Annotated in this window: 25 protein-coding genes; 4 read left to right on the top strand and 21 right to left on the bottom strand. The window is 67.2% G+C overall.

Features of this window, described 5'->3' with window-relative positions:
* Nucleotides 1-33 precede the first annotated feature (33 nt).
* Complete coding sequence (locus tag E7773_RS11770; RefSeq protein WP_293991451.1) at nt 34-420, top strand: response regulator; 387 nt, start codon at nt 34-36, stop codon at nt 418-420.
* A gap of 287 nt (nt 421-707) precedes the next feature.
* Here E7773_RS11770 and E7773_RS11765 read toward each other — a convergent pair whose 3' ends face one another.
* From E7773_RS11765 to E7773_RS11750, 4 genes are all read right to left on the bottom strand, one after another.
* Entirely contained in the window at nt 708-2,696 is a 1,989-nt protein-coding gene (locus tag E7773_RS11765) for a hypothetical protein (RefSeq protein ID WP_293991450.1), read from the bottom strand.
* The gene (locus E7773_RS11760) at nt 2,693-3,670 is read right to left on the bottom strand and encodes a TniB family NTP-binding protein (protein ID WP_293991449.1); all 978 of its coding nucleotides are present in this window, start codon (nt 3,668-3,670) and stop codon (nt 2,693-2,695) included. Before E7773_RS11760 ends, E7773_RS11765 begins: the two co-directional genes overlap by 4 nt.
* Entirely contained in the window at nt 3,667-5,883 is a 2,217-nt protein-coding gene (locus tag E7773_RS11755; protein WP_293991448.1) for a hypothetical protein, read from the bottom strand. Before E7773_RS11755 ends, E7773_RS11760 begins: the two co-directional genes overlap by 4 nt.
* A gap of 95 nt (nt 5,884-5,978) precedes the next feature.
* A complete protein-coding gene (locus E7773_RS11750) occupies nt 5,979-6,740 on the bottom strand; it encodes a hypothetical protein (RefSeq protein ID WP_293991446.1) in 762 nt (253 codons plus the stop codon).
* A gap of 129 nt (nt 6,741-6,869) precedes the next feature.
* Between E7773_RS11750 and E7773_RS11745 the strand changes: the two genes are divergently transcribed.
* On the top strand, nt 6,870-8,078 hold the full coding sequence (locus E7773_RS11745; RefSeq protein WP_293991443.1) for a hypothetical protein: 1,209 nt from the start codon (nt 6,870-6,872) through the stop codon (nt 8,076-8,078).
* 30 nt (nt 8,079-8,108) lie between these two features.
* Here E7773_RS11745 and E7773_RS11740 read toward each other — a convergent pair whose 3' ends face one another.
* Nucleotides 8,109-8,993 (bottom strand): hypothetical protein, encoded by an 885-nt coding sequence (locus tag E7773_RS11740; RefSeq protein ID WP_293991441.1) that lies wholly within the window; start codon nt 8,991-8,993, stop codon nt 8,109-8,111.
* 133 nt (nt 8,994-9,126) lie between these two features.
* Between E7773_RS11740 and E7773_RS11735 the strand changes: the two genes are divergently transcribed.
* Nucleotides 9,127-10,989, top strand: coding sequence for a hypothetical protein (locus E7773_RS11735; RefSeq protein ID WP_293991439.1), 1,863 nt, complete (start codon nt 9,127-9,129; stop codon nt 10,987-10,989).
* Nucleotides 10,990-10,992: 3 nt separating this feature from the next.
* Here E7773_RS11735 and arsH read toward each other — a convergent pair whose 3' ends face one another.
* From arsH to E7773_RS11695, 8 genes are all read right to left on the bottom strand, one after another.
* Nucleotides 10,993-11,745: an arsenical resistance protein ArsH gene (arsH, locus tag E7773_RS11730; protein WP_293991437.1), complete on the bottom strand. Its 753-nt coding sequence runs from the start codon at nt 11,743-11,745 to the stop codon at nt 10,993-10,995.
* A complete protein-coding gene (arsN2, locus tag E7773_RS11725) occupies nt 11,742-12,182 on the bottom strand; it encodes an arsenic resistance N-acetyltransferase ArsN2 (RefSeq protein ID WP_293991434.1) in 441 nt (146 codons plus the stop codon). Before arsN2 ends, arsH begins: the two co-directional genes overlap by 4 nt.
* The gene (locus tag E7773_RS11720) at nt 12,179-12,847 is read right to left on the bottom strand and encodes an MIP/aquaporin family protein (RefSeq protein ID WP_293991432.1); all 669 of its coding nucleotides are present in this window, start codon (nt 12,845-12,847) and stop codon (nt 12,179-12,181) included. Before E7773_RS11720 ends, arsN2 begins: the two co-directional genes overlap by 4 nt.
* Nucleotides 12,844-13,275 carry an arsenate reductase (glutaredoxin) gene (gene arsC / locus E7773_RS11715; RefSeq protein ID WP_293991430.1) on the bottom strand — a complete coding sequence of 144 codons (432 nt, stop codon included), beginning with the start codon at nt 13,273-13,275 and terminating at the stop codon, nt 12,844-12,846. Before arsC ends, E7773_RS11720 begins: the two co-directional genes overlap by 4 nt.
* Nucleotides 13,276-13,286: 11 nt before the next feature.
* On the bottom strand, nt 13,287-13,616 hold the full coding sequence (locus E7773_RS11710; RefSeq protein ID WP_293991428.1) for a metalloregulator ArsR/SmtB family transcription factor: 330 nt from the start codon (nt 13,614-13,616) through the stop codon (nt 13,287-13,289).
* Between the two features lie 79 nt (nt 13,617-13,695).
* On the bottom strand, nt 13,696-17,013 hold the full coding sequence (locus tag E7773_RS11705; protein WP_293991425.1) for an error-prone DNA polymerase: 3,318 nt from the start codon (nt 17,011-17,013) through the stop codon (nt 13,696-13,698).
* Nucleotides 17,010-18,563, bottom strand: a complete 1,554-nt coding sequence (locus E7773_RS11700) for a DUF6504 family protein (protein ID WP_293991423.1) — start codon at nt 18,561-18,563, stop codon at nt 17,010-17,012. Before E7773_RS11700 ends, E7773_RS11705 begins: the two co-directional genes overlap by 4 nt.
* Complete coding sequence (locus E7773_RS11695; RefSeq protein ID WP_293991421.1) at nt 18,484-19,215, bottom strand: damage-inducible mutagenesis protein; 732 nt, start codon at nt 19,213-19,215, stop codon at nt 18,484-18,486. Before E7773_RS11695 ends, E7773_RS11700 begins: the two co-directional genes overlap by 80 nt.
* Before the next feature lie 125 nt (nt 19,216-19,340).
* Here E7773_RS11695 and xth point away from each other — a divergent pair, with 125 nt between their 5' ends.
* Entirely contained in the window at nt 19,341-20,153 is an 813-nt protein-coding gene (xth, locus tag E7773_RS11690; RefSeq protein ID WP_293991419.1) for an exodeoxyribonuclease III, read from the top strand.
* On the opposite strand, the gene E7773_RS11685 is transcribed toward xth, so the two are convergent.
* The 8 genes from E7773_RS11685 to E7773_RS11650 all read right to left on the bottom strand — a co-directional run bounded on the left by E7773_RS11685 (nt 20,150) and on the right by E7773_RS11650 (nt 24,735).
* A complete protein-coding gene (locus E7773_RS11685; protein WP_293991416.1) occupies nt 20,150-20,794 on the bottom strand; it encodes an SOS response-associated peptidase family protein in 645 nt (214 codons plus the stop codon). The genes xth and E7773_RS11685 overlap by 4 nt on opposite strands.
* 61 nt (nt 20,795-20,855) lie before the next feature.
* Nucleotides 20,856-21,440, bottom strand: a complete 585-nt coding sequence (locus E7773_RS11680; RefSeq protein ID WP_293991414.1) for an alpha-ketoglutarate-dependent dioxygenase AlkB — start codon at nt 21,438-21,440, stop codon at nt 20,856-20,858.
* The gene (locus tag E7773_RS11675) at nt 21,440-21,568 is read right to left on the bottom strand and encodes a hypothetical protein (protein WP_293991412.1); all 129 of its coding nucleotides are present in this window, start codon (nt 21,566-21,568) and stop codon (nt 21,440-21,442) included. Before E7773_RS11675 ends, E7773_RS11680 begins: the two co-directional genes overlap by 1 nt.
* A 98-nt stretch (nt 21,569-21,666) precedes the next feature.
* Nucleotides 21,667-21,858: a helix-hairpin-helix domain-containing protein gene (locus tag E7773_RS11670; RefSeq protein WP_293991409.1), complete on the bottom strand. Its 192-nt coding sequence runs from the start codon at nt 21,856-21,858 to the stop codon at nt 21,667-21,669.
* A gap of 36 nt (nt 21,859-21,894) precedes the next feature.
* Nucleotides 21,895-22,560, bottom strand: a complete 666-nt coding sequence (locus tag E7773_RS11665; protein ID WP_293991407.1) for an SOS response-associated peptidase family protein — start codon at nt 22,558-22,560, stop codon at nt 21,895-21,897.
* Between the two features lie 112 nt (nt 22,561-22,672).
* Nucleotides 22,673-23,167, bottom strand: a complete 495-nt coding sequence (locus E7773_RS11660) for a hypothetical protein (protein WP_293991404.1) — start codon at nt 23,165-23,167, stop codon at nt 22,673-22,675.
* Between the two features lie 155 nt (nt 23,168-23,322).
* On the bottom strand, nt 23,323-24,159 hold the full coding sequence (locus E7773_RS11655; protein WP_293991402.1) for a hypothetical protein: 837 nt from the start codon (nt 24,157-24,159) through the stop codon (nt 23,323-23,325).
* A 267-nt stretch (nt 24,160-24,426) separates the two neighbouring features.
* Nucleotides 24,427-24,735 (bottom strand): hypothetical protein, encoded by a 309-nt coding sequence (locus E7773_RS11650; protein ID WP_293991400.1) that lies wholly within the window; start codon nt 24,733-24,735, stop codon nt 24,427-24,429.
* Nucleotides 24,736-24,809: the final 74 nt, after the last annotated feature.

The following is a 24,809-nucleotide window of genomic DNA, read 5'->3' as shown; positions in this document are numbered from 1 at the left end:
CACCCCCTCCGCCGCGCCGCGCGGGAATCGCTGATGAACGTCATCTTCATCGAGGACGATCCGATGAACCGGCGAGTCGTCGCCGACATGCTCGACGTAGCCGGCGCCACGATGGCCGAGGCCGAAAATGGCGAGATCGGTCTAAAGATGATCGATGCCCACGATTACGACATGGCGCTGATCGACCTGCGCATGCCCGGCATGGACGGGATCACCGCGATCAAGGCGATCCGCGCGCGCACCGACGCCAAGGCGAAGATGCCGATCATCGTCGTCACCGCCGACACCGCGCTCGACCTGCGCGAGCGGTGCATCGCCGCGGGCGCCGACGAAGTGCTGTTCAAGCCGGTCGCGATGGATGCGCTGTTCGAGGCGATGGGCCGCATCCTCGCGGGTGGCGAGGGGGATGTTATCCTCTAGCAGAGGCGCACACGATTAGCGCGTGCTAATCGTGAGACGCCGATCGGCCGGCCTCGCAAAGCGAGGTCCGACGGCGCGGGATTCAGTCCCGCGCCGGCAATTTGCAAAAACCTGAATGGATCGCTGATGATCGTGCTCGTTTAGGATGTTCGCCGTAACCCCTTGGAATCGTCCAAAAAGCGTAATTCTGCACATCGTGGGATACCCGCTAACGAGCTTCCAATCCGATGGCATACCCGCTTAGGGTATGCAGTCGGCAATGACAGTGACCTAAGCGGCCCGACCGGTCAGAAATCGCTGGGCGCCAATTTCATGAGGCGCTCGGCCTCGAGGCGCGGAAAGCCGAGCAAGGTTCGGGGCAGCTTGGCGCGCTGCAGTTCGGTGAAGCATTCGTGCGGGGTTCGGTCGGACCTAGCCGCCAGCTCGCCCGGTGCCACCCAGGTCTGCGCGGCGGCAATGACCGCCGCGGCCGCGATCCGGCCGTTTTTAATGACCGCGCCTCGGAAATGTTTTTCGCGAATCTTGGTGAACTTAGAATCGGAGATATTCAGAACCGTCGTCGCGTCCCTGGCGGTAAGGTATTCGTCGAAATCGAAAAGCGGATGATCCAGCCTCGAGAAGGCGACCGTGCGGAACGCCTCGGTCGCCCTTGGCGGGACGATGATCGCGCCGGTGGGCAGGTAGCCATCCCGCTCGCCGCCGCGCCAGAAGAATGGCAGCGACTGCTCGGTCAACAGCAGGGTGAATGCCGGCCCCCATGGTTTCTCCCTGCCGCCTATGGCCTTCATCGCTTGCGGGAGCGAGATCCAGCCATCCGGCTCGTGATCGAGCGACCGCCGGACGATCCAATCGACCAGGGCTACGACCGATCGGCGATCGACCTGAGGCGTCTTGTAACCCGCCAGGATCGCCGGTTCGTCAAGACGGTCAAGGTAGCCAAGGCAGACCATCTGCTCGATGCCGTGGATCGATATGCCGGAGCGGTAGGAAAGCGTGTCGATCGGGATCCGGTTGTCGATGAGGTCGGCCAAGCGTTCGACGTCGTTACGCGCGTAGCGAACGCGTGACTTGTGCGCGCCGAGCGCGTCAACCGGTTCCATCGTGCGGAGCATGCGCGATGTGTCCTGTATGGACGTTCCAAGGATGTGGCACGCCTGATTCATCGAAACGGAATCGGCAACGCGATCGCCGACGATCGTGCCCTCGCCGCCACGGGCCGCATACGCCTCGCGCCGCAATGATCGCTCAGAGGCGGTGAGGTTGACGCCGTGGGGCCGGCCCGAGGAAGCGGCCCGGGTCGCCGTCGCGCGCGGCGGCAGGATGGACCGGATACCCGCGCGCACATCGTCCGGAATCCGGGTCGACCGGGCAAGGGCTGCGAGACTGGTGACGGCCCGGCGCCGGTGCTCCGTCGAGGCGATCTCGGCGAAGGCCGCCTCGGCGCTCGCGGGCCAGTTCGCGAGCAGTCGGGCGGCGAGGTCGAGCGTTCGGATCTTGCAGTCGTCCGGCCAGTTGGCGGCATTGGCCTCCGGCCGCTCCGCGAAACCGATCGCAACGGCGGTCTGCCAGCCGATCTCGAACAGGCTGCCGCGGTTCATAGTCCGGATCGACGCCGGTAGCGCCTCGACGGCGGGAGCGTGCGTGGCCGTTCGTGGGTCGAGAAGGTGCGCCATTGCCGTCGCGCCATCGACGAACTCTTCGGGCACGGCGATGGATGGCGCGGTGCGCAGATCGGCGCCACAGGGGCAGCGGTAAAACGACCGGACGACGGTCCACGCTAGCCGCTTGCGGCATTCCGGACAGCGCGAGATTAACAAGGTGCCCGTGTCAGCATCGAAGGGCAGCAGCCGGTGCTCCGACAACAGGTGGTGGAACGGGCGATCCTCGAGCGCGGCCGGCGCGATCTTCCTCTCGCGGACGTTCAGGAGCGTCGCCGGGACCGACGCGCCCGCGAAATTCACGAATGTGCATCCGCGGCCCGAGTGGAAGGTCTCCGCGTAGATTCGGGCGCGGACCTCGTCTTCAGCGACGCCGAGCACGTAGGCGAGATCGGGCGCGCGTTGCAGTTCCGTCACTGCCATGTTGTATGTCTGGCGGTGGGGGTAGCCAGCAGACAGAATGATGTGCCCCGGCGTCAATTCCGTCCGTTCGGCGGTGCGATAGACGATACTCATCAGCGATTCGCGCTCGTGGACCGCCTTTAGGGGGAGCACCACGCGGCGGAGGTGCGGCTCGCGGCCGAAGCCGCGAGCCACCTCTTCGAAATCCGCCGTCACAGCTTGGCGCCGGTCCGGAACGGATTGTAGTCGACGACCTTCTGCGCAATCGCCCAGCGGTCGGTAGCCGCAGCCAGATCGAACAGCTCGATCTGCGTCGCTCCCCGCTCGAGGGCGTGGACGAGCGCCTGCTCGACGAGGTTGAAGACGCGTCCGATAATGCCCGAGCTGACGGCGTAGAGGCATCCGAGCGTCCGCACCTCGACCAGGTTCGCCTTCTCCGTGACGATCCCCCGGGCGAGCATGGCGTCGTCGAGGCGGCCGACGAATCCCTTGAACTCGCTGCGGTCACGCTCCACTCGCACGTCCAGCGGTTCGAGATCGCACGGCGGATCCATCCGGTTGGAGAGCTGGATGTTCTGCGACAGCAGCGGCGCGAGGTCCTGGTTGCCCACCAGCGCGATTGGGACGACGCCGTCGTCCAGCGCCTTCTTGAGGGAATCGGTCACGTCGTTGCGCGAGCTCGAACGGTAGGACAGGTGCTGCGCCTCGTCGATGATCAGCAGTTCCACGCTCTTTTCCTTGAGCAGCTTGAACGCGCGCCGCCGCAGCATGTCCTCCGATCCCTTGTCGCTGTAGTCGTCGCCGGCCTTCTCGTTCACCGATGCCCAGAGGCGCGCGACGGTGGATGCCTTGTCGAGTTCGACGTGCAGGACCGGGATCGTTCCTTCGGCCGCGTTCGCGTTGGCGTGCTTCTCGTATGCCTCCGCGTTGGCGGTCTTGCCGGATCCGGAATGTGCGCTGTTGCGGACGGCGCGCTGCGGCATCCCGGGCGTCGCCAGCCCGAGCGCGCGCAGCCGATCGAACGCCAGGTGGACCCGGCGATGGGCCGGGCTCCTGATGTAGATCGCGCGGTAGCGCGCGCGGCTGACGCCGACGGCCGTGGCGCTGGGCGTCTTGCCGGGATCGCCCGTGGCGGGGACGAGTTCTTGCGGCGCGAAGGGCGCGCGGGCGCGCTTGGGGTCGAAGCTCATGCGAGGTCCTCCCACTGGTCGTCCTCGTCGGGCGGCGAACTCCACAGCGGATCCTGGATCTCGGTCTCGACGTCCGACTCTCCGTCGTCACGGTCGTCGGCGTCGCCGCCGCGAGCGCCGGCTGCCGCCTCACCGTCGGTGTCAGCGTCGTCGGCGCCGTCGCCGGTCAGGGTGCCGGGCCGACTCAAGCTGACCTCGGCGTCGATGCGCTCGTCGGCAGCCAGGTCGTGCTCGATGACCGGCGCGAGACCGTCGTGCGTCGGCGGTGCTTCCGCGAAGTCGACCTCCGCATCGACAAGCGGCTTGCCCAGCATGCGCGCCATGGCGCGGCGTTCGCGGTTCTTCATCTCCGGCGCGAGTTCGAGGATGCGCTCATTCAGCAAGCGCCGGGCCTCGAGCCGCTCCTCGACGGTGTTGAAGGCGAGGTTCTCCTTCTCGACCCACTTGACGATCTGCCGGTGGCGCCAGAGCGGGAGCCCCTTGGCGTATTCCTGATCGACATTGTCGAGCCGCAGGTATTCGTTCGTGTCGGGGTTCAGCACCCAGATAGCGCCGAGGTCCTCGGGATCATACTTGATGTGGGCGGTGGCCGTGGTCCCGGCCCTGGTGCGGTTGCGGACCTTCTCGCGCGCCACGATGGCGTCGAGCAGGGCGGGCGCGTGCTGCGGATGCGTGAAGCGCATTCCGCCGAACGCGCGGACGCCCGCACGCGTGATGCGCCTCGTCATGGTGGCGTGCACCAGCACCGCCAGCTTGGCCGGGTTCGCGACGACGTTGCGGCCGTGCTTCTCGATCGACTTCTGCCAGGCGTTCGCGGGCTGCGTCCCGATGCCGCTGTGGACGACGATGTGGTAGGCGTAGAAGAAGTCCGCGATGAGGCTCTGGAGGTCGCTGATTGTGATCGCGGCTTCCTTTTCGGGATCGTAGCCGAACTCCCTCAGGATCGCGGGATTGAGGGTGTAGCCCGGCAGCTTCTCCAGCAGGAAGGTCTTGAGCGTGTGGAACAGCCTCTCGACCATGGCCTTGTGCCGCGGCGACCCGACCGGCATCAGCCGAAGCGTCGTGCCGATGTCGGCGAGCGCGTGCTGGAACGACGTCGACGCGTAGTTCTTGCCGTTATCTACGCCGATCTCGTCGAATTTGCCGTTCATCTCGAGCAGGACCGGGTAGCGTTCTGCGCGGTCGGGCCGAACGGGCATCCCGAACGCCGCGCGCCTGACGCACGCCGCCGCGGTCTGCACGGTGGGCGGAACGAAGCTCGTCACCCATCCGGGCGCGGCCCGCGTGCTGACGTCTAGCAGCACGCAGATGTAAGGGCGCCCCGCCGGCACCGCCGACCGTCCGTCGAACACGACGACGTTGTCGATGACGGTGTCGTCCATCAGACCAAGTTCCAGCGCGATGCTCGCCGAGAGACCCTTGCCGGAACCGTCCCACCGCGACTTTGCGGCCTTCTCGCCATACTTCTCGGCGTAGGTCTCGCGGCACAGGATGCGCTGGATCTCGCGGCGGAGTGTCTCGCGCGACGGGGGGCGGAGCGGCTGCAGGCCCAGCGCCTTGCGTCGGGCGTTCAACTCCTTCGTCTTCTTGTCCGCCTCGGTCACGACGTCCTGCAATCGGCGTCCGCGCAGGGCGTAATACCAGCGCGCGAGCAGCTCGACGATCTCGACCATCTCGGGATCGAGCCGGCGCGCGCGGGGCACGCGACCCGACCGCGACATCAGCGCCGAAAGGGTGGCCACATCGTTCTCGACCTTCTTCAGCCACGCGCGGGCGGTCGAGACCGGCGGCGTCGGGCCGGCCTTCTTTGCCAGTCCCTTCTCGGCCCACACAGCCTTCAGTTGGCGCGAGAGGTCGGGGTCGTTCGCGTGAGCCCCGCGCTCCCGCAGCCCGTCCACGACGATTACCCGAACCTCGGCCATCGGATCGACGGCCATGATTTCCTCGGGCGTCATCGGGGGTTCCGGCGGCAGCGCCCCGACGATCGGTCCGTTCTCGTCCGCGAGGATCTCGAGCAGGCCGCGGCGGTTCACCTCGTTGATGAATGCCTCGTCCGGCATCATGCGGTCGCCGGTTTCCTCGTTGATCGGGCGGAACGGCGCTCCGCCGGGCAATTCGATGATGTGCAGCAACCCGTCGCCGAGCGCCTTTTCGACGAATAGCTTCTGGCCATCGACCTTGATGGTGCGGCCGATCACGTTCTTGATCTTCACTTCATCTTCTCCGGGCGCGCGGGTTCGTCGCGGCGGCCGGGGCGCGCATCCCGGCAGCCGCCTCTGGAAGGGCGGATTGTCGGGTTGGCGGGAGGCTACACGTTGATGCTCGGCATCACGGTCGGGAGGGGCGGGACGGGGTCGACGCGGCTGTCGCGGCTGATTTCGCGACCGTCGAGGTCGATGGCCGCGATGCGGCGCACCATGAGTGCACACACGTGCGCGAAGCCGTTGCGGTGGTCGGCGGCCATGGCGTCGGCGAGTTCGCCGAGCGCGAGGGGGCCGCGTTCGGCCAGCATACGCGTCGCCGTCATCTCCTGGCGGACGGTGACGGGGACGAAGCGGTAGAGCTGGACGCGGTTGATGTTGGCGCGCCGGGTCTCGTCACCGAGGCAGGCGAGGGTCTTGCGCTCGTATATGAGGCCGAGTTCGTCCGCGACCGCGATGGCGAGCGTCGACTGGGCCTGCGCCTCCTCGCGCTCGAAATCCTTCCACTCGCGCTTGAACTCGACGATCGAGCGCGAGCCGTCGGCCATGAGCCGGATGCGGTCGGGCACGCTGCGGAACAGGACGCCGTCGATGACGGCCTCGATGCGGAACGGCTGCGGCTTCGACCGGACGATGTGCGTGACCACCTCGTCGTGCTTCGTGCCCGCACCCTCGGTCTGCGCTTCGGCGGGGTGCGCGCAGCGGTTCTTCTTCGAAGGATAGTTGGTCGTCACCACGACCTTGTTGCCGGTGATGATCTGGCGGATCGGGCCGGGGCCGATCGGCCGCACGATCCGGAGCGCGTCGATCCTGCCGAAGCTGCGGACCTGCGTCGCCTGGACGGATTTCGGGGGCTTCTGCAACCGCATGAGTTGTCATCCCATTGTTTGCAAATGAAGATGCAACATAGGACGGACCTCGATTTTGGCAACAACTTTTTATGCGTCTTCATTTGCAAATGGGTTGGCGCAGCCTCTTAACCATCGTATGCCGCGGAAATGGCCTCGACCCGCGTCCCCAAGTCCACCAAGCGCCCGCGCGCCGCCGCTATTACCGCCGTGGGGATCACGCGGGGCGAGGATGTCGCGCATGCCGAATCGGTGGCTGGCGAATCGGACATCGTGGTCGACCTCGAATCGCTGGTCGGACAGCGGCCGACGGCAGAGGAGAGGGAGGCCTGGTTGTCGATGTCGCCCGCGTTGCGGCGTCGCGCGGCAACACGCATCGAGCTTCTGCGGCGATGGGTGGGCGACCGCGGCGAGCTGACGGCGGTGACGGCGGCCGCCGCCGCTGGCGTCGAGCCGAACCGCTTCTACCAGATGGCGTCGGCCTGGCGCAGAAGGCCGGGACTTCTGGCCGTTGGCTCTTATGCCGCGGGCTCGCCGGATCGCACGCGCCGGATCGACCCGGCCGTCAACGCCGCGCTTCAGGCGGAGGTCGTGAAGGTGATCGCTGCAGCGGCTGAAGGGGCTCGTTCCGTCGAGGCGTTGCGGCGCGATCTCGAACACGCCGTGCGCGCGCGCGTGCCAGCCATCGGCAGGAAGGACGGCCCGACCATGCCGTCGCCGAAGACCGTGCGCGCCATCATCGCCCGCGAACAGGCTCGCGTCGCGGACATGGCGATGCTCGGCGAATCGGTCGTGCTCGACTGTTGCCCGGTGGCGATGCGTGACGCAGGCGGCAAACCGTTCGCGCTGTTCTGCCTTATCGATCGCGGAACGCTTCGCATCCTCGGCTGGGCGATGGGGTCGCTGGCCGATAGCGTCGGTGGCTACCGTCGCGCCGCCATAGGCGCACGGGAGGCGGTGAAGGATACGCCTCATCCGCTGCCGTGGGCCGCGGCCATGCGCCGAATGGACATCGTGGTTGGCGCCGATGGCGAAAGTTGGTCCCATCGGGTCGCAGACATGAAGGCGGCGCTCCGCCCCGCCGATGTCGATTTGATTACGCGCGAGCGTCGGTATGGATCGCAGCTGCGCAAGTATGTGGGCGAGCGGATCGGCGGCATATGGCTGCGACCGACGTGGGTTGCGAAGGGGCCGCCGCCGCTGACCCAAGGTGACGAGGTGTTCACCGAGGGCGAGGCCGAACTTCGCATCGCCCGCGAAGTTGCGACCTGGAATGCCACGAAGGTCATCGAACGTCGCGGCGGGGCCCCGACGCCGCCGGATGGGCTTCTCGACGCTTTGCGGATGCTCGCGGAGTGAGCCGGGGCGTCCGCGCCGCGGGCGAATGGGCTACAGCCGCAGGTTGTGGGCGTCGACCGCGCTGGAAACGGCGGTGTGGGCGTCTTCTAGGCTGACCGGCTGCCCCGGTGCACGACGCGTTTCGCCCGGCCGCGCCCGCTGGTGCCTTAGCGGGAGGGTGTCGAGGTGGCTGCCGAGGATGGATGCCAGCAGACGGGGCCCGCCGCCATGCTTGATGCCCTCCTGCGGCGAGGTGGCCAGATCCTTCGCGACGACGATCTCGCCCCGCCGGTCGGTCGGTTGCCCCTCGCGGACCTCGTTGACCAGTGAATCAACGGCGTTCGCCGATGGCGCGCCATGGATCGTCAGGCGATGTGCGATCACGCGGCGGCTAGCTTCCTCGACGGCGAGTAGCAGGGTAGGGATGCCCGCGCCGCCTTCGCCGTCGGAGACGGGCAGCAGGGCCTGCACATGACCGATCAGGAGCCGCGCTGAATCGGCACGCGCTCGGTGGGCGCCATCGCGACGCGCGCGCATGAGCAGGTAGTGCACCATGCCTTCCGACGCCTCGGGTGTCCCCGCGTCGCGGCAGCGACGCGCGGCCTCGTCGCGGACGGCTTGGAAGGCCGCGTCCGCACCCACGGTGGCGATGGCCGCGTCGATGGCGGCGCGCGTGGCAGCCGGCAAAGTGGTTGTGCCGGTGCTGGCTCCCCGCCGCCGGTTGCTGCCACTGATCCGAAGGGCATCGCCGTGTGCCTTCCAACTCGCGACCAGGCGGTTGAACTGTCCGACGCTGAGCCCCAAGCGGGTGGCGGCGGCGATGCCCTCGGCCTTGGTGTGGCGCGGCTTGGCGCACCACTCGCGGATTATCCCGACGCGGCGGCGGGTTTCGGCCCAGCGCGTCGGATCGACGCCGGACAGATCGATGTCCTGCATATCTTTTTCCTCTTTTTGATGAAGATTCCGAGAGCCCGCCAAGCCGATGGCGAGACGTGGTTCACCGGTCGTTCTCCGTCCCCGACCGATGGCGGCGCTGGACAAGCATCCGGAACAGGGGGAGAACGGACGGATGTCCGACCAGCCGGAAGACGACCGTCCGCTCTATGTCCTCGCCACACGGGAGGATTTCGCCGCCAGCGGCCTCGACGCGTTCCTTGCCGCGCGCACTTCGGCCGACGGCTATTCGGTGGAGAATGACCTCCGTGACGCGGCGGCCGTTGCGGCAGCCGCTGGGGAGGGATCGCGCGAGCGGGTGTTCGATCTGCTGGCGGGCCTGATGTCGTTCCACATGCGGCTGGACGACCCGGCCGAGGTGTTCGGCGCGAAGCTCGTCATGGGCGACCGCAGGTCGATGATTCCCTCAGACATCCGCGGCGAGCAGAACGACGTCGTAGCCGACATGGCGCCCTCGATCGCCCACGCGCATTTGCGCGCCCGGATGGGCGACGTCGCGTTCCTCAACGCCCGTCGCCATCACCGTGCCGGTCGGGCAGCGATGGAGGCGTATTGCGAGGTTGCGATGAGGGTCCTCGCCGGGACCGTTGTCCCGGGCATCCCCGGCGTCGCCCTCGGCATGCACGACGTCGTCAAGCCGATCGCGCGCGCCATCGACCTGATGCGGCTGCTCAATAAGAGGGGAGACATCGCCGCGACGGTGCGCGGAGCGTTCGAGCGCGCTTGGGATCAGGCTCGCGCCGATGCCGCATACGTCCAGCTCGTCGAGCTGGCCGATATCGGCATGGGGGTGGGATTGTTGACGCCGGACGATGCGTCGCGTGAGGCGGAGATTCTCGCGTCAGCCGCGCCCGCCAACGCCTATCCCGAGGCCGTCAAGCGCGCTTGGCTTCTGGCTGCCCGGTGCCACGGCTGGTCCCAGCGGCCCGACGACGAGGATCGTTGCCGTCGCGAGGCTGCGGAACAGACGCTGAAGATGCGCGACCAGTGCCATGGCTCGCTGGCGAAGGCGCATTGGACCAAGCTGGCGGTCGCCGAGCTACGCGAGGTGAAGGGGACGAAGGATCGTGTCCGCCAGCTTCTCGACGAGATGCGGCAGCTGCAGCTGTCGGCGCGCGACGAGATGGGGTCGACGCTCATCCCGATCGATCTCACCGAGGAGCGGGCGGCGGCGGTTGAGTTGTTCGAAGGCTTGAGCCTGCCCGACGCGTTCGCGCAGATGCTGATCCTCGTCGATGCACCGAAGCGGGACGAGCTTCGCGCGGCCGCGATCGCAGGTGCGAAGGGGTCGATCCTCGATGCGATCGGCGGCTCGGAATATCTCGACGGTGACGGCAAGACGGTGGCCCGGGTGGACGCTCTAGGTTTGGACAGCGAGCCAGACGAGGATTGGGTCAAGGCGAAGTGCGTCCGTCATATGTCGGTCACCAGGTTCCAGCAGGTCAACGGGCTGATCGAGCCCGCGCGCCGCACGCTTCTCGACCGCTTCAGTGTCGAGGAGCGCCATCTCGTGCCGATCACGCACACCACACCCTTCGTGCCCCCGGGCTATGGCAACATCTTCTCGCTGGGGTTCGCCCGCATGTTCCAGGGCGACTACGTCTCGGCCGCCCACATCCTTTTCCCGCAGCTGGAGAATTCGCTGCGACACATGCTGGTGCTCGGAAATGCCGACCCGACCAAGGTCGAGGCTGACCTGTTGCAGGGTGATCGTGCGCTTGGCGCGCTGCTCGACGTCAACCGTGGCGACCTGGAGGCGATGTGGGGCGTCGACATCGTCCACGAGATCGACCTGCTTTTCAATTTCCGGCCGGGGCCGTCGCTCAGGAACGAGCTGGCGCACGGCAAGATGCATTGGAACGCGTTCCACGCGCCCGAGACGGTTGTGGGGTGCTGGTTCATCTTCAATTTGGCGTGCCGGCCGTTGTTCAGCCGGTGGCGTAACGTCGTCGCTCCCGCGATCGAAATGGAACTCTGACGGCTAGGGTCTATCCGACTTTCCAACTGCGACCGCCGAATGGTCCTCGGCGACCGCCTTCAAGCCGGCGGCCTTCCGCTCGGAATATCTGTCGACCAACTGCACGGAGTGCGGACGCATCAGCACCGTGATGCGGACCAGCTCCTCCATCACGTCGACGATGCGGTCGTAGTAGCTGGACGACTTCATGCGCCCAGCCTCATCGAATTCCTTGTAGGCCATCGCGACCGAAGACTGGTTCGGGATCGTAAACATCCGCATCCATCGACCGAGCAGCCGTAGCGTGTTCACGGCGTTGAACGACTGCGACCCACCCGACACCTGCATTACTGCGAGCGTGCGGCCCTGGGTCGGGCGGCGGCCCTTCATCTCGAGTGGCAGGTGGTCGATCTGCGCTTTCATAATACCGGTGATCTGTCCGTGGCGCTCGGGGCTGCACCACACCATGCCCTCGGACCAGAAAGCGTGCTCGCGCAGTTCGTGGACGGCAGGATGGTCGTCGTTTGGGACCTGGTCTGGCAGCGGCAGGTCGGACGGGTCGAAGATCCGTGTGTCGGCGCCGAAGAACTGGAGCAGCCGCGCCGCCTCCTCAGTTGCCAAGCGTGAGAATGACCGTTCCCTGAGCGAGCCGTAGAGCAGCAGGATGCGCGGCGGCGGCTGGTCGTCGCCGATGCCAAGCGCCGGCCGGCGCTTGGCCAAGGCGGCGTCGAGCGCCGGCATGCGGCTGGGATCGGTGAGATCGCGGAGGCGTCTCATGCGAGTTCCTTGACGAGGTAGGTGGCGCTGCCGGGGCAGAGCGACGAGAACTGGGCGGTGCCGGCGATCGCCGGCGGAGCGTCGCTGCGCTCGCCCGGCCGGTATCCACGGGCGCGGAAGAAGTCGGCGACGCTGGTGGTGAGCAAGTGCAGCCGCTTCACGCCATTGCGCCGAGCGTGGGCTTCAGCATGGGCAACCAGCAATCCGCCATGGCCCTGCCGCTTCCGGCTCGGCAGGACGACGAGCGAGCGAAGCAGCCGATCGGCGCCATCGCCCTCGATGCCGATGAACCCGATCGGACCCTGATCGTCGGATAGTTCGAAGAACGCGCGGCAGGGCAGGTCGAGGTCGCCGGTCGGAAGGCGTGCCGCGTCGAGCGCGAGGCGGAGGACGTCGTGATGACCCTTCGGCAGGGGGGAAAACGTGACCCTGCTCATGCGGTCGCCGCTGCAGGTTCATCGAACAACGCGTGCGCCACAAGGTGGGCGGCGATCGCCCCCACGATCTGGGCGGCGACGAAGGCAAGAACGCTGGCCGGCGCGATCCCCGCGAAGCTGTCGCTCATCGATCTCGCGAGCGTGATGGCTGGGTTGGCGAAGCTGGTCGACGACGTGAACCAGTAGGCGGCCGTGATGTATAGCGCGACGCTGGCCGGCACTGCGGCGGGTCGCATGCGGGTCGTTCCCAGGATCGTGAGGATCAGCCCGAACGTAGCGACCGCCTCGCCGGTGAGCTGACCCGGGCCGCCGCGGATCTTGGACGACAGCTCGACGATCGGCTGGTCGAACATCAGGTGGGCGAGCCAGACACCGACGATGCCGCCGGCCACCTGCGCCGCGGCATAGGCGATCGCGAGGCGCGTGCTGAGATGGCCCCGCAGCCGCATGACGAGCGTGACGGCGGGGTTGAGGTGCGCGCCGGATACCGGGCCGAACATCGTGATCAGGACGAACAGGATTGCGCCGGTCGCCAGCGTGTTGCCCAGCAGCGCGATCGCGACGTTACCGCCAGCGAGCCGCTCGGCCATGATCCCCGAGCCGATGACGGCCGTGAACAGAAGCAGGCTGCCCAACGCCTCGGCGAGGAGCGCGCGCCGCCTCATTCTGGCGACACGCGGCGGCCGTCGGTGCCGACGACCTGCTCGCCATCCTCCTTGGTGAAGGCGCCCAGCTGCGGCTCAGGCAGGATGTCGAGCACTTCCTCCGACGGGCGGCACAGCTTCACGCCGACCGGCGTGACGACCAGCGGGCGGTTGATCAGGATCGGGTGGTCCATCATCGCGTCGACGAGCGCGTCGTCGCTGATGGCGTGATCGTCCAGACCGAGCTCGGCGTAGGGTGTGCCCTTCTCGCGCAGCAGCTGACGCGGCGTCACGCCCGCGCGTTCGATCAGCTGCACGAGCAGCGCGCGCTCCGGCGGCGTCTTCAGGTACTCGATCACGTGCGGCTCGATTCCCGCGTTGCGAATCATCGCCAGCGTGTTGCGGGACGTGCCGCACTCGGGGTTGTGGTAGATGATGACGTCGGTCACGGCGTGGTCCTTCAGCAGCAGGCGAGTTCGGCAAGGAGGGGCTCGCACAGTTCGGCGCGGCCCTGGCAGCAGTCCTTGGCGAGGAAGGTCATCAGCCCACGGAGCGTGTCGATGTTGGCGCGCTGGATTTGCTGGCGGCCCTGCTTTTCCGCCGTCACCAGTCCTGCCTTCGCCAGCACGGCCAGGTGCGTGGAGAACGTGCTCTGCGTCAGGCCGCTCGCATCGACGAGGGCACCCGTGGAGAGACCGGCCGGCTCGTGGCGAACGAGTTCGCGGAACGCGTCGAGACGAGTGGGATGTGCCAGCGCGCCAAGCGCGGCGAGCGCTTCACTGTTTTTCATGCATCGGGAATATACGATGGGTTTGGCTGCCGCAAGCCTGTCCCGACGTTACCGCGCGCGGTGCTTTGGCGCCTGGCGCTTATCGGAAGTCTCTCGCCTTGATTTTGATGCCTTCCACCGGTTCACCCGGGATAATTCCCGAGCCAAGACGCAGGTCGGCAATGTATATGTCACGCGCGCCCTTGCCGAGAGGCCGTTCAGCCGGGTCTCGCGGGTCGGGCCCCATGCCATGCTTCACGACATCGGCCCGGCTTACGCGGTAGACGTCGGCCACGTCGGCTCGCCCGCCAACGCTCGCGAGCAGCGACGACATGTCGTCGAGGCGGCGCGCGATGACATGGATCACGTCGCCTTCGCGCTGGACCTGTCCGCGCACGCCCATCATCGATGCGCCGAGCACTGTCCGCCGGTTGGCCTCGAAGATCTTGGTCCACACGACTAGGTTTGCGACGTCCGTCTCGTCCTCCAGCGTGATGAACATCACGCCCTTCGCCGACCCTGGCTTCTGCCGGACCAGCACGATGCCGGCGAGCTCGACGTATCGCCCGTCCTTCACGTCGCGCAGCTCGGCGCACGTGATCATCCGGCGGGCCCTCAGCTCGTCGCGCAGGAAGGCCAACGGGTGCGCGCGCAGCGACAGGCCGGATGCGCGATAGTCCTCGACCACCTCCGCGCCTTCACCCATCTCGGCAAGTTTGACAGCGGGTTCAATGGCCTCGCGTCGCAGCCGCCCGTCGCGCTCGTCGGCGGCGGCGAACAGCGGTAGTGGAGCATCGCCGAGGCCCTTTACCTCCCACAGTCCGGAGCGCCGGCTCGCGCCGATCGAGCTGAAGCCGTCAGCGTCGCCGATCCGGTCGAGCGCCCCACGTCCGACGCCGGCGCGGCGCTGGATTTCCTCGACAGACGAATACGGCTCATCGCCCCGGGCGGCCACGATTGCGGCGCCATCGGCGTTGGCGAGGTCGCGCGCCATGCGCAACCCTAGTCGCACCGCCCTGAAGCGACCGTTGCTGTGCTCGAGCGTGCAGTCCCAGCGGCTCGAGTTGACGTCGATCGGCCGCACCTCGACGCCATGCTGGCGGGCGTCCCGGACGATCTGCGCCGGCGCGTAGAATCCCATCGGCTGCGCGTTCAGCAGCGCGGCACAGAATGCATCGGGGTGATGGCACTTCATCCATGACGACGCGTAGGCGATCAGCGCGAAGCTCGCGGCGTGGCTCTCGGGGAAGCCGTATGAACCGAACCCCTCGATCTGCTTGAACGTCTTCTCGGCGAATGCGTGGTCGTATCCGCGCGCGACCATCCCGTCGATCAGCTTGTCGCGGAAGTGGCTGACGCCGCCGGTCAGCTTGAACGTCGCCATGGCACGGCGCAATAAGTCGGCCTCGCTGGCGGTGAACCCGGCGCACTCGATCGCGACGCGCATCGCCTGCTCCTGGAACAGCGGCACCCCGAGCGTCTTTTCCAATACCCTACGCAATTCCTCGGTCGGATAGGTCACCTCCTCCAGCCCCGCGCGGCGGCGTCGGTATGGATGAACCATGTCGCCCTGGATCGGGCCTGGCCTGACGATCGCGACCTGGATGACCAGGTCGTAGAACGTGGTCGGCGCCATCAGCGGGATCGACGCCATCTGGGCCCGGCTCTCGATCTGAAAGACGCCGAGCGTGTCGGCCTTGCGGATCATCGCGTAGGTCGCCGGATCCTCGGCAGGGATGGTCGCGAGATCCATCGTCACGCCCTTGTCTTGATCGAGGAATTCGAACGCGCGGCGCATGCAGCTGAGCATGCCGAGCGCGAGCACGTCGACCTTCATGAAGCCAAGCGCGTCGATGTCGTCCTTGTCCCACTCGATGACTTGCCGGTCTTCCATCGCGGCGGGCTCGATCGGGACCAGCTCGTCGAGCCGGTCGCGGGTCAGCACGAACCCGCCAGGGTGCTGTGACAGATGGCGCGGCGTATTGATCAGCTGGCGGGCGAGATCTAGCGTCAGGGTCAGCCGCTTGTCGCCGAGGTCCATGTTAAGTTCCTCGGCGTGCTTCTCCTCGACGCCGTCCCGGCTGAAGCTCCAGACCGACGATGATAGACCTGCCGTCATGTCCTCGCTCAGGCCGAGCGCCTTGCCGACTTCGCGCACGGCGCCCCGCGCGCGGTATCGGGTGACGACGGCGGTCAGCGCCGAGCGGGTGCGGCCATAGGTATCGTAGATCCACTGGATCACCTCTTCCCTCCGTTCGTGCTCGAAGTCGACGTCGATGTCTGGCGGCTCGCGCCGCTCGGCCGAGACGAACCGCTCGAACAGCAGTTCCGACCTGACGGGGTCGATCGAGGTGACGCCGAGCACGTAGCAGACCGCGCTGTTGGCGGCGGAACCACGGCCCTGGCACAGGATGCCGCGCCGCCGGGCCTCGGCGACGATCGAGTGGACGGTCAGGAAGTATGGGGCGTAGTCGAGCTCGCCGATCAGCCGCAGCTCGTGCTCGAGCTGGGTGCGGATCTTGCCCTCGATGCCTTCGGGATAACGAACCGGCGCGTTCTCCCAGGTCAGGCGCTCGAGTTCCTCTTGGGGCGTGCGGCCGGGCACGTTTATCTCGTCGGGATACTGATAGCGCAGCTCGGCGAGCGAGAAGCGGCAGCGGTCCGCCATCTCGACGCTGCGTGCGACCGGCGACGTGTCCTTCAGGTAGCGGCGGAACAGCCGGTCCATCTCCTCGGCCGTCTTGAGGTGGCGATCGGCGAAGCGTTCGCGTCGGTCGCCGAGGTCGTCGACCGTGCACTTCTCGCGGATGCAGGTTACCACGTCCTGCAGCAGGCGGCGGTCGGGCGAGTGGTAGAGGACGTCGTTGGTGGCGACGGTCGGGACGCGCGCACTGGCGGCCATCGCGGCCAGGTCGCGCAGCCTGATCGCGTCGCGGGGTCGGCGCCTTACCGTGAGTGCGAGATATGCGCGGTCGCCGAAGATCCGTCTGGTCGTGGCCAATGCCTGTTCGGTTGCGGCGTCGGCGCGGTCGGGCACCAGCATGGCGATCAGCCCGTCGTTCCATTCCTCGACGTCCGACCATCCGAGATGGCAGGCGCCCTTGCCGCCGCGCGTCTTGCCGACGCTCAGCAACCTGCACATACGACCATACGCTTCGCGGTCTGTCGGATATACGCACAGCGCCGTGCCGTCGGTCAGGTCGAGGCGTGCCCCCACGATGGCACGGACGCCCGTCGTCTTCTCACCATCCCACGCGCGCACCATGCCGGCCACCGATCCACGGTCGACCACGCCGAGCGCGGGAAGGCCGAGCAATGCGGCGGCGGCGAACAGTTCCTCGGGGCTCGACGCGCCGCGCAGGAAGCTGAAATGCGTCGTGACCTGCATCTCGACATATGCGGGCTCGTTCGCGGTCATGCGAACGCGCCATGGATGAACCAGCGCATCGGCCCGGTGGACGGGTTGACCCCGTCACCGAGGCGGAACAGCCAGTATCGCCCTCCCGTCGCCGTCTCGACCTGGTAATAGTCGCGCACGGTGTAGGGCTGCTCACCTTCGACGCCGCCGTCGCGCCACCACTCGCCGTGCAGCCGCTCGGGTCCATCGCCGCGGGTGACGGCGAACCGGCGGCCGCGCCAGACGAACATGCGCGGCGCGTCGTCCGGCAGCAGTGCGATCACATCGACCGGTTCTGGTCGCGCGAGCAGCCGCGCGGGACGGGGCAGGTCGTCGGCCCACGCGGCGTCGCGTGCCGGGGCGAGGGCGGCTGGCAGATCGACCGACCGCTCCGGCATCGCGCCCGGCCTCGGTGCCGTGCGGTGAAGGCTGCCGCCGCCGAACCGGTTGACGAGCGCGTCGACGAGTGCGGCGACGTTGGGGCCCCGTCTTCCGAAGGATTCCAGTCCTTCGCCCTGGTGCGCAGCCATCGCCTCCGCCAACGGCACGACCAGCGTCATCGCCTCGATTCCGAGTCCGGGCTCGACGGTTTCGATCCTCGCGCGCAGCAGCTTGGCCAAGTGGGCGGCGTCGCGCGACGGCGTCGCAGTGCCGACGCGCACGGCCTGCACGTGCCCGTCGACGCGGTGGAACAGGCAGTCGAGCCGCCTCGCGCCCTTACCGATGCGCACCAGCTGGTCGACGGCGTCGGCGACGAGGTCGGCGATGACGCGGCCGAATGCCTCCGGCGTCGCGATCGGCTCAATGAACCCACGCCGAGCGCGGGGAAGGTGTTCAGGGAAGACGGGCTCGATGGGTTCGGGGAGGTTGCCGAGTGCCTGGTCGAGGCGCCGGTGGAGACCGCGCCCGAAGCGCTTTGCAAGCGGGGCTCGCGGCGTGCCGATCAGTTGCTCGATCCGTTCGAAGCCGAGCTTGCGCAGGCCATCGACGGTCGGGGCGTCGAGCCTGAGCGCGGCGATCGGCAGGAGCGAGATCGCCTTGCGCGCATCGCCCGGCTCGACGGTCACCGGTCTGCCGGCAGGCACGTGCCGCGCTACGGCGTGTGCGCAGCCGGCGGTGTCGGCGACGGCGATCTGGACGGTGAGTCCGAACGCCGAGATGCGCCTGTGAAGGTCCTTGAGCAGCGCGCGTTCCGTGGAGAACAACGCCGCGCAGCCAGTGACGTCGAGCCAGATGCCGTCGGGCGGGTCGGGGGCGACCAGCGGGGCGTAGCGCCCCCCGGCCCACAGTGCGAGGCGACGCAGGCCTTCCGCGTCCGCATCCGGATCGGCATCGACGACCTGGAGGTCCGGCGCGAAGGTCTTGGCCTTCGTGACCGTCATGCCGGGCGTGACGCCCTGCGCGCGTGCGGTCGCGTCGACCGCCGCTACGACGCGCCGGCCGTGGTCGGGGACGGCGGTCGCGAGCGGACCGTCGGCAAGGGCGAAGCCGTCAGGCGGCGACTTGGCAATCTTCCTGCGTAGCCGGTCGGTCGACCAGTGCGGCAGGAAGAGCGATACGACCCTGCGCATCGCAACCCTCCACGATCCATGCGTGCGGGTTGCCCCCGCGGACGCGTTCGAGCTCCACCCGCCAGCGCGGACGGCCGAGGCTGGGGATGCCGAGATCCTCGCTCGGCGCCGCGGCGATGCGCCAGCGCGTGACGGCTGCCGTCCCCTCGGCCATCTGGTCGGCCTTCGCGGCGCGGCGGAACACGAACGCCGCGACGCCCGATCCCTCCGCCGCGAGCTGCAGCCGCTTCGACGCCGTCGTCGAATACTTGCCAACTTCGCCGACGACGCCGGCCAGGCCGGGATGGCGCAGGCATTCCTCCATCGCGAGCAGGACGTTCGTGTCGCTGCCCGCCTCGACGTGGATCACGCGGTCGGGATGCAGGCCGGCAAGGTGGAGCGCGGGCGCGAACAGGTCGCGCCACCGCAGGCACCACAGGACCGGCCCCTCGATGCGGGCGAGGATGCCGGCGATGAAGATCGTCGCGCTGGCGTCGTCCGAAAGCTCGACCCCGCCGGCGACCTCATGCAGAGCGCCTGTCGCAATACCGCCACCGGGAAGTCGAGCGTCCAATTCGGTGACACCGAACGGAACCACGCCGTGCCTTGCGCTAGTCCCCTCGATGCACGCGATGCGAGCACGCAGATCATCGAGGACGGCGGATTGGTGCATGGCATCGAACGACTCATGAGCGGGTTGATTCGTTCCCTGTTTGTTCCTTCGCGGCCGATCGTGTCAACTGGCTACGAGGTCGGGCGAGGGTTGGAACGGTTGGCGCAGGCGCGAGTCTAGGTCCCATGAAGGTCGCGACCTACAACGTGAACGGCGTCAACGGGCGCTTGCCGGTGCTGCTGCGGTGGCTTGCCGAGCGGCAACCCGACGTCGTCGTCCTGCAGGAACTGAAGGCGCCGCAGGATCGGTTTCCCGAGTCCGCCATGCGCGACCTCGGCTACGATGCGCTCTGGCACGGTCAGAAGAGCTGGAACGGCGTCGCGATCCTCAGTCGCGTGGGCGAGATCCAGGAGACGCGGCGCGGCCTCCCGGGCGATCCAGACCCGGCGCAGAGCCGCTACGTGGAGGCGGCGGTCAACGGCATCCTGGTCGGTGGACTATACCTGCCGAAGGGCAACCCGCGGCCAGGACCGAAGTTCGACTACAAGCTGCGTTGGTTCGACCGGCTGATCGAGCATGCCGCTGGCCTGCTCGAATCGGGGTTGCCGGTGATGCTCGCGGGCGACTTCAACGTCATGCCCACAGAACGCGATGTCTATAAGCCGGAGCGCTGGCTGGACGATGCGCTGTTCGCGCCCGAGGTGCGTGACGCGTTCTTTCGGTTGACGGGGCAGGGGTGGACTGACGCCCTGCGCGTGATGCATCCAGACGAAACGATCTATACGTTCTGGGATTACTTCCGGAACGCATATGGCCGCGACGCAGGCCTGCGGATCGACCATCTTCTGCTCAGCCCGGCGCTCGCCGACAGGCTTGTCGACGCGCAGGTGGATCGCGACGTGCGCGGTTGGGAGAAGACCAGCGACCACGCGCCCGTATGGATCGATCTCGCGGATGGGAAGGCGAAGCGATCCGCGCGCAAGCGGCGGAGCGGTTAGATCAGCGGCACCTCGGCTGCAGCGGCACGCCTCTTGACCCACGGCTCGTCGGTTCGGTTCATGACGATTAGATCGTCGGGAAAGCATCGTTCCTGGAACGCGAGTATGTCGTCGAAGCCGCCGTGCAGCCATTGGTCGTATTCGTCGCGGTGGAGCAGCACGGGCATGCGGTCGTGCACCGGCCGGATCGCCTCGTTGCAATCGGTCATCACGCCGGAATAGACCGGGCCCCACTCCGCACTGTCGCGCCATAGCCCAGCCCATGCGAAGATCGGCTCGTCCTTCACCGAGAACCACGTCCGCGTCTTCGAGCCCTTCTCACCTTCGGCCTCGGCGAACTCGGTGACGGGGATCAGGCAGCGCCATTCGGGCTTTCGGGCGAGGCCGATCCACATCCCCTTGCGGAGATCCGCGATGTTGTTGACGGGTTTCGGCTTGGCGGTCGGGCTCATCGTCTTGAGGCGCAGCGGGAAGCCCCACGTCATCGACTGCGCGACGCGCTGACCTGCGGTTTCGCGGACGACGACGCCGGGCGTGCCGGGATAGACTTCCTCACCGGCGTTAGACTGGACCGGGTTGGCGACGCCGAAGTGCGCGGCCACCTCGGCGGCGGACTTTCGGACGGTGTATAGGTTGCACATGCCGTCAATCCATGGCGGTCGGCGAAAGGGGCAACGGGAAATCGCGGAAGGGACCAACCGGTCAGTCTAGGCTTGCGGCCCGCCGACGCCCTTCGCCGGACAGCGTGCGGAACGTGATCGAATGCCTCGTCCGTTCCATCTCGGCTATGCTGTGCTCCCAATCGTGCCGCGCCTCGCCGCACAGATGGTAGGCGCCGCGCGGATCGAGGGGAAGGGAGGCTCGTTCGAACCCGCCGCCGACGCGCCGCCTGAACCGCATCGCGGCCGGCGCGCCGAGCGAGACGCCGATGACATGGCCGTATGCAGGCCGATCGCGGTGCCAGCCGATGCCGGCGCCTGGATCGTATCTGATCAACAGGCACTGAGCGACATCGCAGGGTTCGACGCCGGCGAACGTCGCGGCCCGGTTGCGCAGGCCGGCAAGCCAATCCGGAAGAGGGTCGCCGCGGCTGACCCGCCCCGTCTGGAAGTCATACTTGATACCGAAGCTGCGCGTCAGCCGCTTCCCCTCCCATTGCTGGAACTGAAATGGCGTCAGGGGTTCGGAATCGATCGCTGCGACGAGGGCGGCTTCCTCGTCGGGCGATACGATGTCCGCCACGGTGGCGATGCCGGGCAGGACGGGGGCGTCGAACAGGTCGAGCATCAGAATGGCAACTCGGCGATGAACTCGACCAGTTCGGCGAACGAGTCGTCAAAACGTGGGCCGTCGGCGGATTCGACGAGCGTCGCGCACGCCGCCGCTTCGCGCAGCGCGCCTTCGCCGACGATCATCGACGGGTTCCGCTCGCGCCAGGCGGTGAGCGCGGCGACGCGAGATGGGGGTAGGGGCGGCACCCGCGCCGTGACCGGATCCACGTCGCTCCGACCCGTCAGACAGTGAGGCCGGCGAGTGTCGCGCCGTCGAGCTTGCCTGCGAGGCCTGGAACCTCTTCGAGCTGCCGCAGGCTGTGGAACCGACCGCGGTCCTCGCGGTAGCGGACGATCTCATAGCCGTGGCCGCGCAGGCCTTCGACCGCGTCGAGCTCCTCCTGGCATGCGTCGTTGACGTTCACTGCTGGCATCTGTGGTCCTTCACTGGGCACTGCACGATGCACCGCTTAGATCAGCGGCATCTGGGCGAACGAGGGTGGAGGCCCACCGTTCCGCCATGCGTCGTCGGTGTGCATGACATCCATGCGGTCGGCCGCGAACGGCGGGCGGAACTGGAGTCGGATCACGTCTTGGATCGTGCCGTGCAGCCACGTGTCGATCTCGTCGAACTCGAGCAAGACGGGCATGCGGTCGTTGGTGGGTGGGATGGCGGCGTTAGCCTCCATGGTCATGCCCGCGTAACAGGGGCCGACGTCCGGGATGTTCCTGCAGAACCCGGCCCACGCCATGATCGGCTGGTCCTTCACCGAGAACCAGGCCCGGGTCTTGGCGCCGGCGTCACCCTCAGGATTGCCGAAGTGCGTGATCGGGATGACGCAGCGGTAGCGGGGATCCACGACGGTCTGCTCCCACATCGGGTTGGTAAGGTCGGCGACCAGGCCGATGATGTCCGCCTCCATGCCGACCTTCCGCGCGTCGCGGATGCGTCTTGGGAATCCCCACCGCATCATCCTGAGGCGGCGTCGTCCACCGGTTTCGAACATGACGACGCCGCTCTCTCCCTCGGTCACGTCCGCCGGGATCGAGAACAGCTCGCCAGGATCGGCGTCGAAGGTTTTTGCGACGTCGTCAATCGACGCGCGGAGGCTGTGTAGCCGGGACATACGGTTCATCGAGTCGTGTTCGTTCCCTTAATGTTCCATACCGGCGTTGGAGTCGAGTCCCCGATCGATCCGCAGCTCGGGCGGTAGGCGCCCGCCCCGGCTTCGGGGCGGGCTGAACAGGTCAAGCAGCTTTGGCCATCGGCTTAGCGAGGTCGTTCGCCGCGAGCTGCCGAAGGAGCTTCGCGCCCCGGGCAAGGCCCTTGGCGACGTCAGACTTCGGCCGCCCGGGCCGATAGTCCATGCCTTCCGGATCGAAGCTCGCCAAGCCCATCTTCTGTCCTTGCCTGGCAAGCAGGAATGGGCGACCGCGCGGGTCGGCCCAGACCTGACAATCCGACTTCACCTGGGCGATCCCGTCGCGGAACATGCCGACGGCGATGCGCTGCGGACCTTCAGCCTCGCGACCTGGCTCGAATTCGAGGTGTATGACATCGGCGTCGAACACTTCCGAGGCGGACCGCGCGAACTGGGCCAACTGGATGAGGTTGAGCGGCGACCCGCCAGTTACCACGACCGGCGAATTCTGATCGGCCTGCAGTGCGCGATGCGGATCCGCGACGCACTTCATCGCGCTGATAAAAGCCCTGATGTGACGTTCACCGTTCTCGTCGAACATTTCTTGTCTCCTTAGCCCGCACATAAGCGGAGCGCTTTTCCCCTCTCCCTGGGAGGACACTGGAGACGCCAAGCATGGGGTCTACGGACTGGTCTAAATCCTTGCGGCCGGCTCCCTTTACCAAGCCGCAAGACCGGAACACGCCGCCCTCTACCCTAGCGTTGGCGGCCGCTCGTTCCGGCTGGCCGCACTTGCTCGAATTCACGGCGGGCGAACCTTTGCGCGAGGCCTTCGGCATCCGCTTCGGAAACGGTCGCCCTCCGCAGACGGAGCGTCAACACGTTCGGCTCGCGCCCGTTCTGCCCTCGCGTCAGGATGATACGGGCGCGCCTGACACCGCCGTCGAGATCGATGATCGACGGCTGGAAGTGGGGGTCGTCGCGCAACGCCAGTGCCTGCGCAACCTGGGGATCGAACAGGAAGTCGAGCACGATACCGAGGAAGCTGACGCGAAGCCCGGAGACGCGGCCGCCAGCTTGGTGCGTGATCGGCGCGAAGCCGATCGTGTCATGCAGCAGGTCGCTGTCTTGCCCGACGTAGAGCCCGCAGCCCGGAGGGAGCCTGCCAGCCGTGAGCACGTCCGCGACGAGCGCATCGTCAACGGTGAACGCGTCGGCGGTCGACCGGCCGTCGGTGCGGGCGACATCGGCCTTGAGCAGCCCCATCAGGGTCTTGATCGCCCACAGCTCCAGCGCCTCGCCACTGATGATGCTGTGCAGCGTCTTGCGCGAAAGGGAGCGGCGCCAAACGTGGTTGAGCCCGTCGCGGATCGCGACCAGGGCGCGGTGCCCTTCCTGGTCGAGGGGGGACAGTGCGGAATTGTGCCTCGTGCATAGGATGTTCGAACGCAGTGCATTGCGGCCGACCCGTGTCTCACCATCGCCGAAGAACGGTAGCCCGGACGTCCGTAGTTCACTGAACTCGGCGAGGATGGCGGCCGAGATGTAATGCTCGCCGGAGATCTGCGTCGAGCAGTCGCGGGTCGAACGCATGTAGCAGCGCGGATTCGACAGACCCGTCCGGGGTGGTGGCGGCCGGAGCGATGAATAGCGCAGCACGGGCAGGCCGCCTGGGACGTCGCAGCATTCGCCGAATCGACGCCCCCGCCCGCATGGGCACGGCGCTTCGGGTTCCGCCGGTGGCTTCCACTGCTCGGGCGATCGGTTCACGTGCTCACGATAAGGGCGGCAGTTGGCCTGCGCCAGCCACGCGCGGCCGACCCGGGGTCTCGCAATTCGACGTATCGGCGGATCGACCGACTAAATTCGCTGCTCCGCATTACCAATCACTGGCTCGGTCTGCATGCGCTTGAGCATGTGCATGTGGAACTCGCCCGGCCCCAGATGCTCGGCGAGCGATCCCCATTCCTGCCAGCGATCGCGACGAACTTCCATCCAATCCAACAAGGCCGCCATCGACGGGGCGTCAGGAAGCTCCCATCGCCACAGCGGCGCGGCGGGCTCGGAAGTCGTATTCACCGATTGCGTGGTCGTGAGCATGACGCAGAGGGAATTCCCGGGGTCGACGACGACGCGGTAAAACTCGGTGTCGGCTAGTTCTTGATGCATTTTTCCAATCTCCGATGACAACCGCAGTCATCGACCTTCCGGGTTTCTTTTCCCTTACGCTGGAAGGGTCATCC

It is taken from the genome of Sphingomonas sp. (assembly GCF_004799495.1).
Taxonomy (GTDB): Bacteria; Pseudomonadota; Alphaproteobacteria; order Sphingomonadales; family Sphingomonadaceae; genus Sphingomonas.
Note: the sequence above shows the minus strand (reverse complement) of the source record. Positions and strands in the feature narration are given on the sequence as shown.

Coding starts and splice junctions, on each gene's coding strand:
- E7773_RS11745 (WP_293991443.1), top strand. CDS start 6,870: ATGGCCTCGACCCGCGTCCCCAAGTCCACCAAGCGCCCGCGCGCCGCC.
- E7773_RS11650 (WP_293991400.1), bottom strand. CDS start 24,735: ATGCATCAAGAACTAGCCGACACCGAGTTTTACCGCGTCGTCGTCGAC.
- E7773_RS11750 (WP_293991446.1), bottom strand. CDS start 6,740: ATGCGGTTGCAGAAGCCCCCGAAATCCGTCCAGGCGACGCAGGTCCGC.
- E7773_RS11685 (WP_293991416.1), bottom strand. CDS start 20,794: ATGTGCAACCTATACACCGTCCGAAAGTCCGCCGCCGAGGTGGCCGCG.
- E7773_RS11665 (WP_293991407.1), bottom strand. CDS start 22,560: ATGAACCGTATGTCCCGGCTACACAGCCTCCGCGCGTCGATTGACGAC.
- E7773_RS11720 (WP_293991432.1), bottom strand. CDS start 12,847: ATGAGGCGGCGCGCGCTCCTCGCCGAGGCGTTGGGCAGCCTGCTTCTG.
- E7773_RS11770 (WP_293991451.1), top strand. CDS start 34: ATGAACGTCATCTTCATCGAGGACGATCCGATGAACCGGCGAGTCGTC.
- xth (WP_293991419.1), top strand. CDS start 19,341: ATGAAGGTCGCGACCTACAACGTGAACGGCGTCAACGGGCGCTTGCCG.
- E7773_RS11660 (WP_293991404.1), bottom strand. CDS start 23,167: ATGTTCGACGAGAACGGTGAACGTCACATCAGGGCTTTTATCAGCGCG.
- E7773_RS11670 (WP_293991409.1), bottom strand. CDS start 21,858: ATGCCAGCAGTGAACGTCAACGACGCATGCCAGGAGGAGCTCGACGCG.
- E7773_RS11760 (WP_293991449.1), bottom strand. CDS start 3,670: ATGAGCTTCGACCCCAAGCGCGCCCGCGCGCCCTTCGCGCCGCAAGAA.
- E7773_RS11680 (WP_293991414.1), bottom strand. CDS start 21,440: ATGCTCGACCTGTTCGACGCCCCCGTCCTGCCCGGCATCGCCACCGTG.
- E7773_RS11710 (WP_293991428.1), bottom strand. CDS start 13,616: ATGAAAAACAGTGAAGCGCTCGCCGCGCTTGGCGCGCTGGCACATCCC.
- E7773_RS11740 (WP_293991441.1), bottom strand. CDS start 8,993: ATGCAGGACATCGATCTGTCCGGCGTCGATCCGACGCGCTGGGCCGAA.
- E7773_RS11705 (WP_293991425.1), bottom strand. CDS start 17,013: ATGACCGCGAACGAGCCCGCATATGTCGAGATGCAGGTCACGACGCAT.
- E7773_RS11735 (WP_293991439.1), top strand. CDS start 9,127: ATGTCCGACCAGCCGGAAGACGACCGTCCGCTCTATGTCCTCGCCACA.
- arsH (WP_293991437.1), bottom strand. CDS start 11,745: ATGAGACGCCTCCGCGATCTCACCGATCCCAGCCGCATGCCGGCGCTC.
- E7773_RS11675 (WP_293991412.1), bottom strand. CDS start 21,568: ATGATCGTCGGCGAAGGCGCGCTGCGCGAAGCGGCGGCGTGCGCGACG.
- E7773_RS11695 (WP_293991421.1), bottom strand. CDS start 19,215: ATGCACCAATCCGCCGTCCTCGATGATCTGCGTGCTCGCATCGCGTGC.
- E7773_RS11655 (WP_293991402.1), bottom strand. CDS start 24,159: ATGCGTTCGACCCGCGACTGCTCGACGCAGATCTCCGGCGAGCATTAC.
- arsN2 (WP_293991434.1), bottom strand. CDS start 12,182: ATGAGCAGGGTCACGTTTTCCCCCCTGCCGAAGGGTCATCACGACGTC.
- E7773_RS11700 (WP_293991423.1), bottom strand. CDS start 18,563: ATGCGCAGGGTCGTATCGCTCTTCCTGCCGCACTGGTCGACCGACCGG.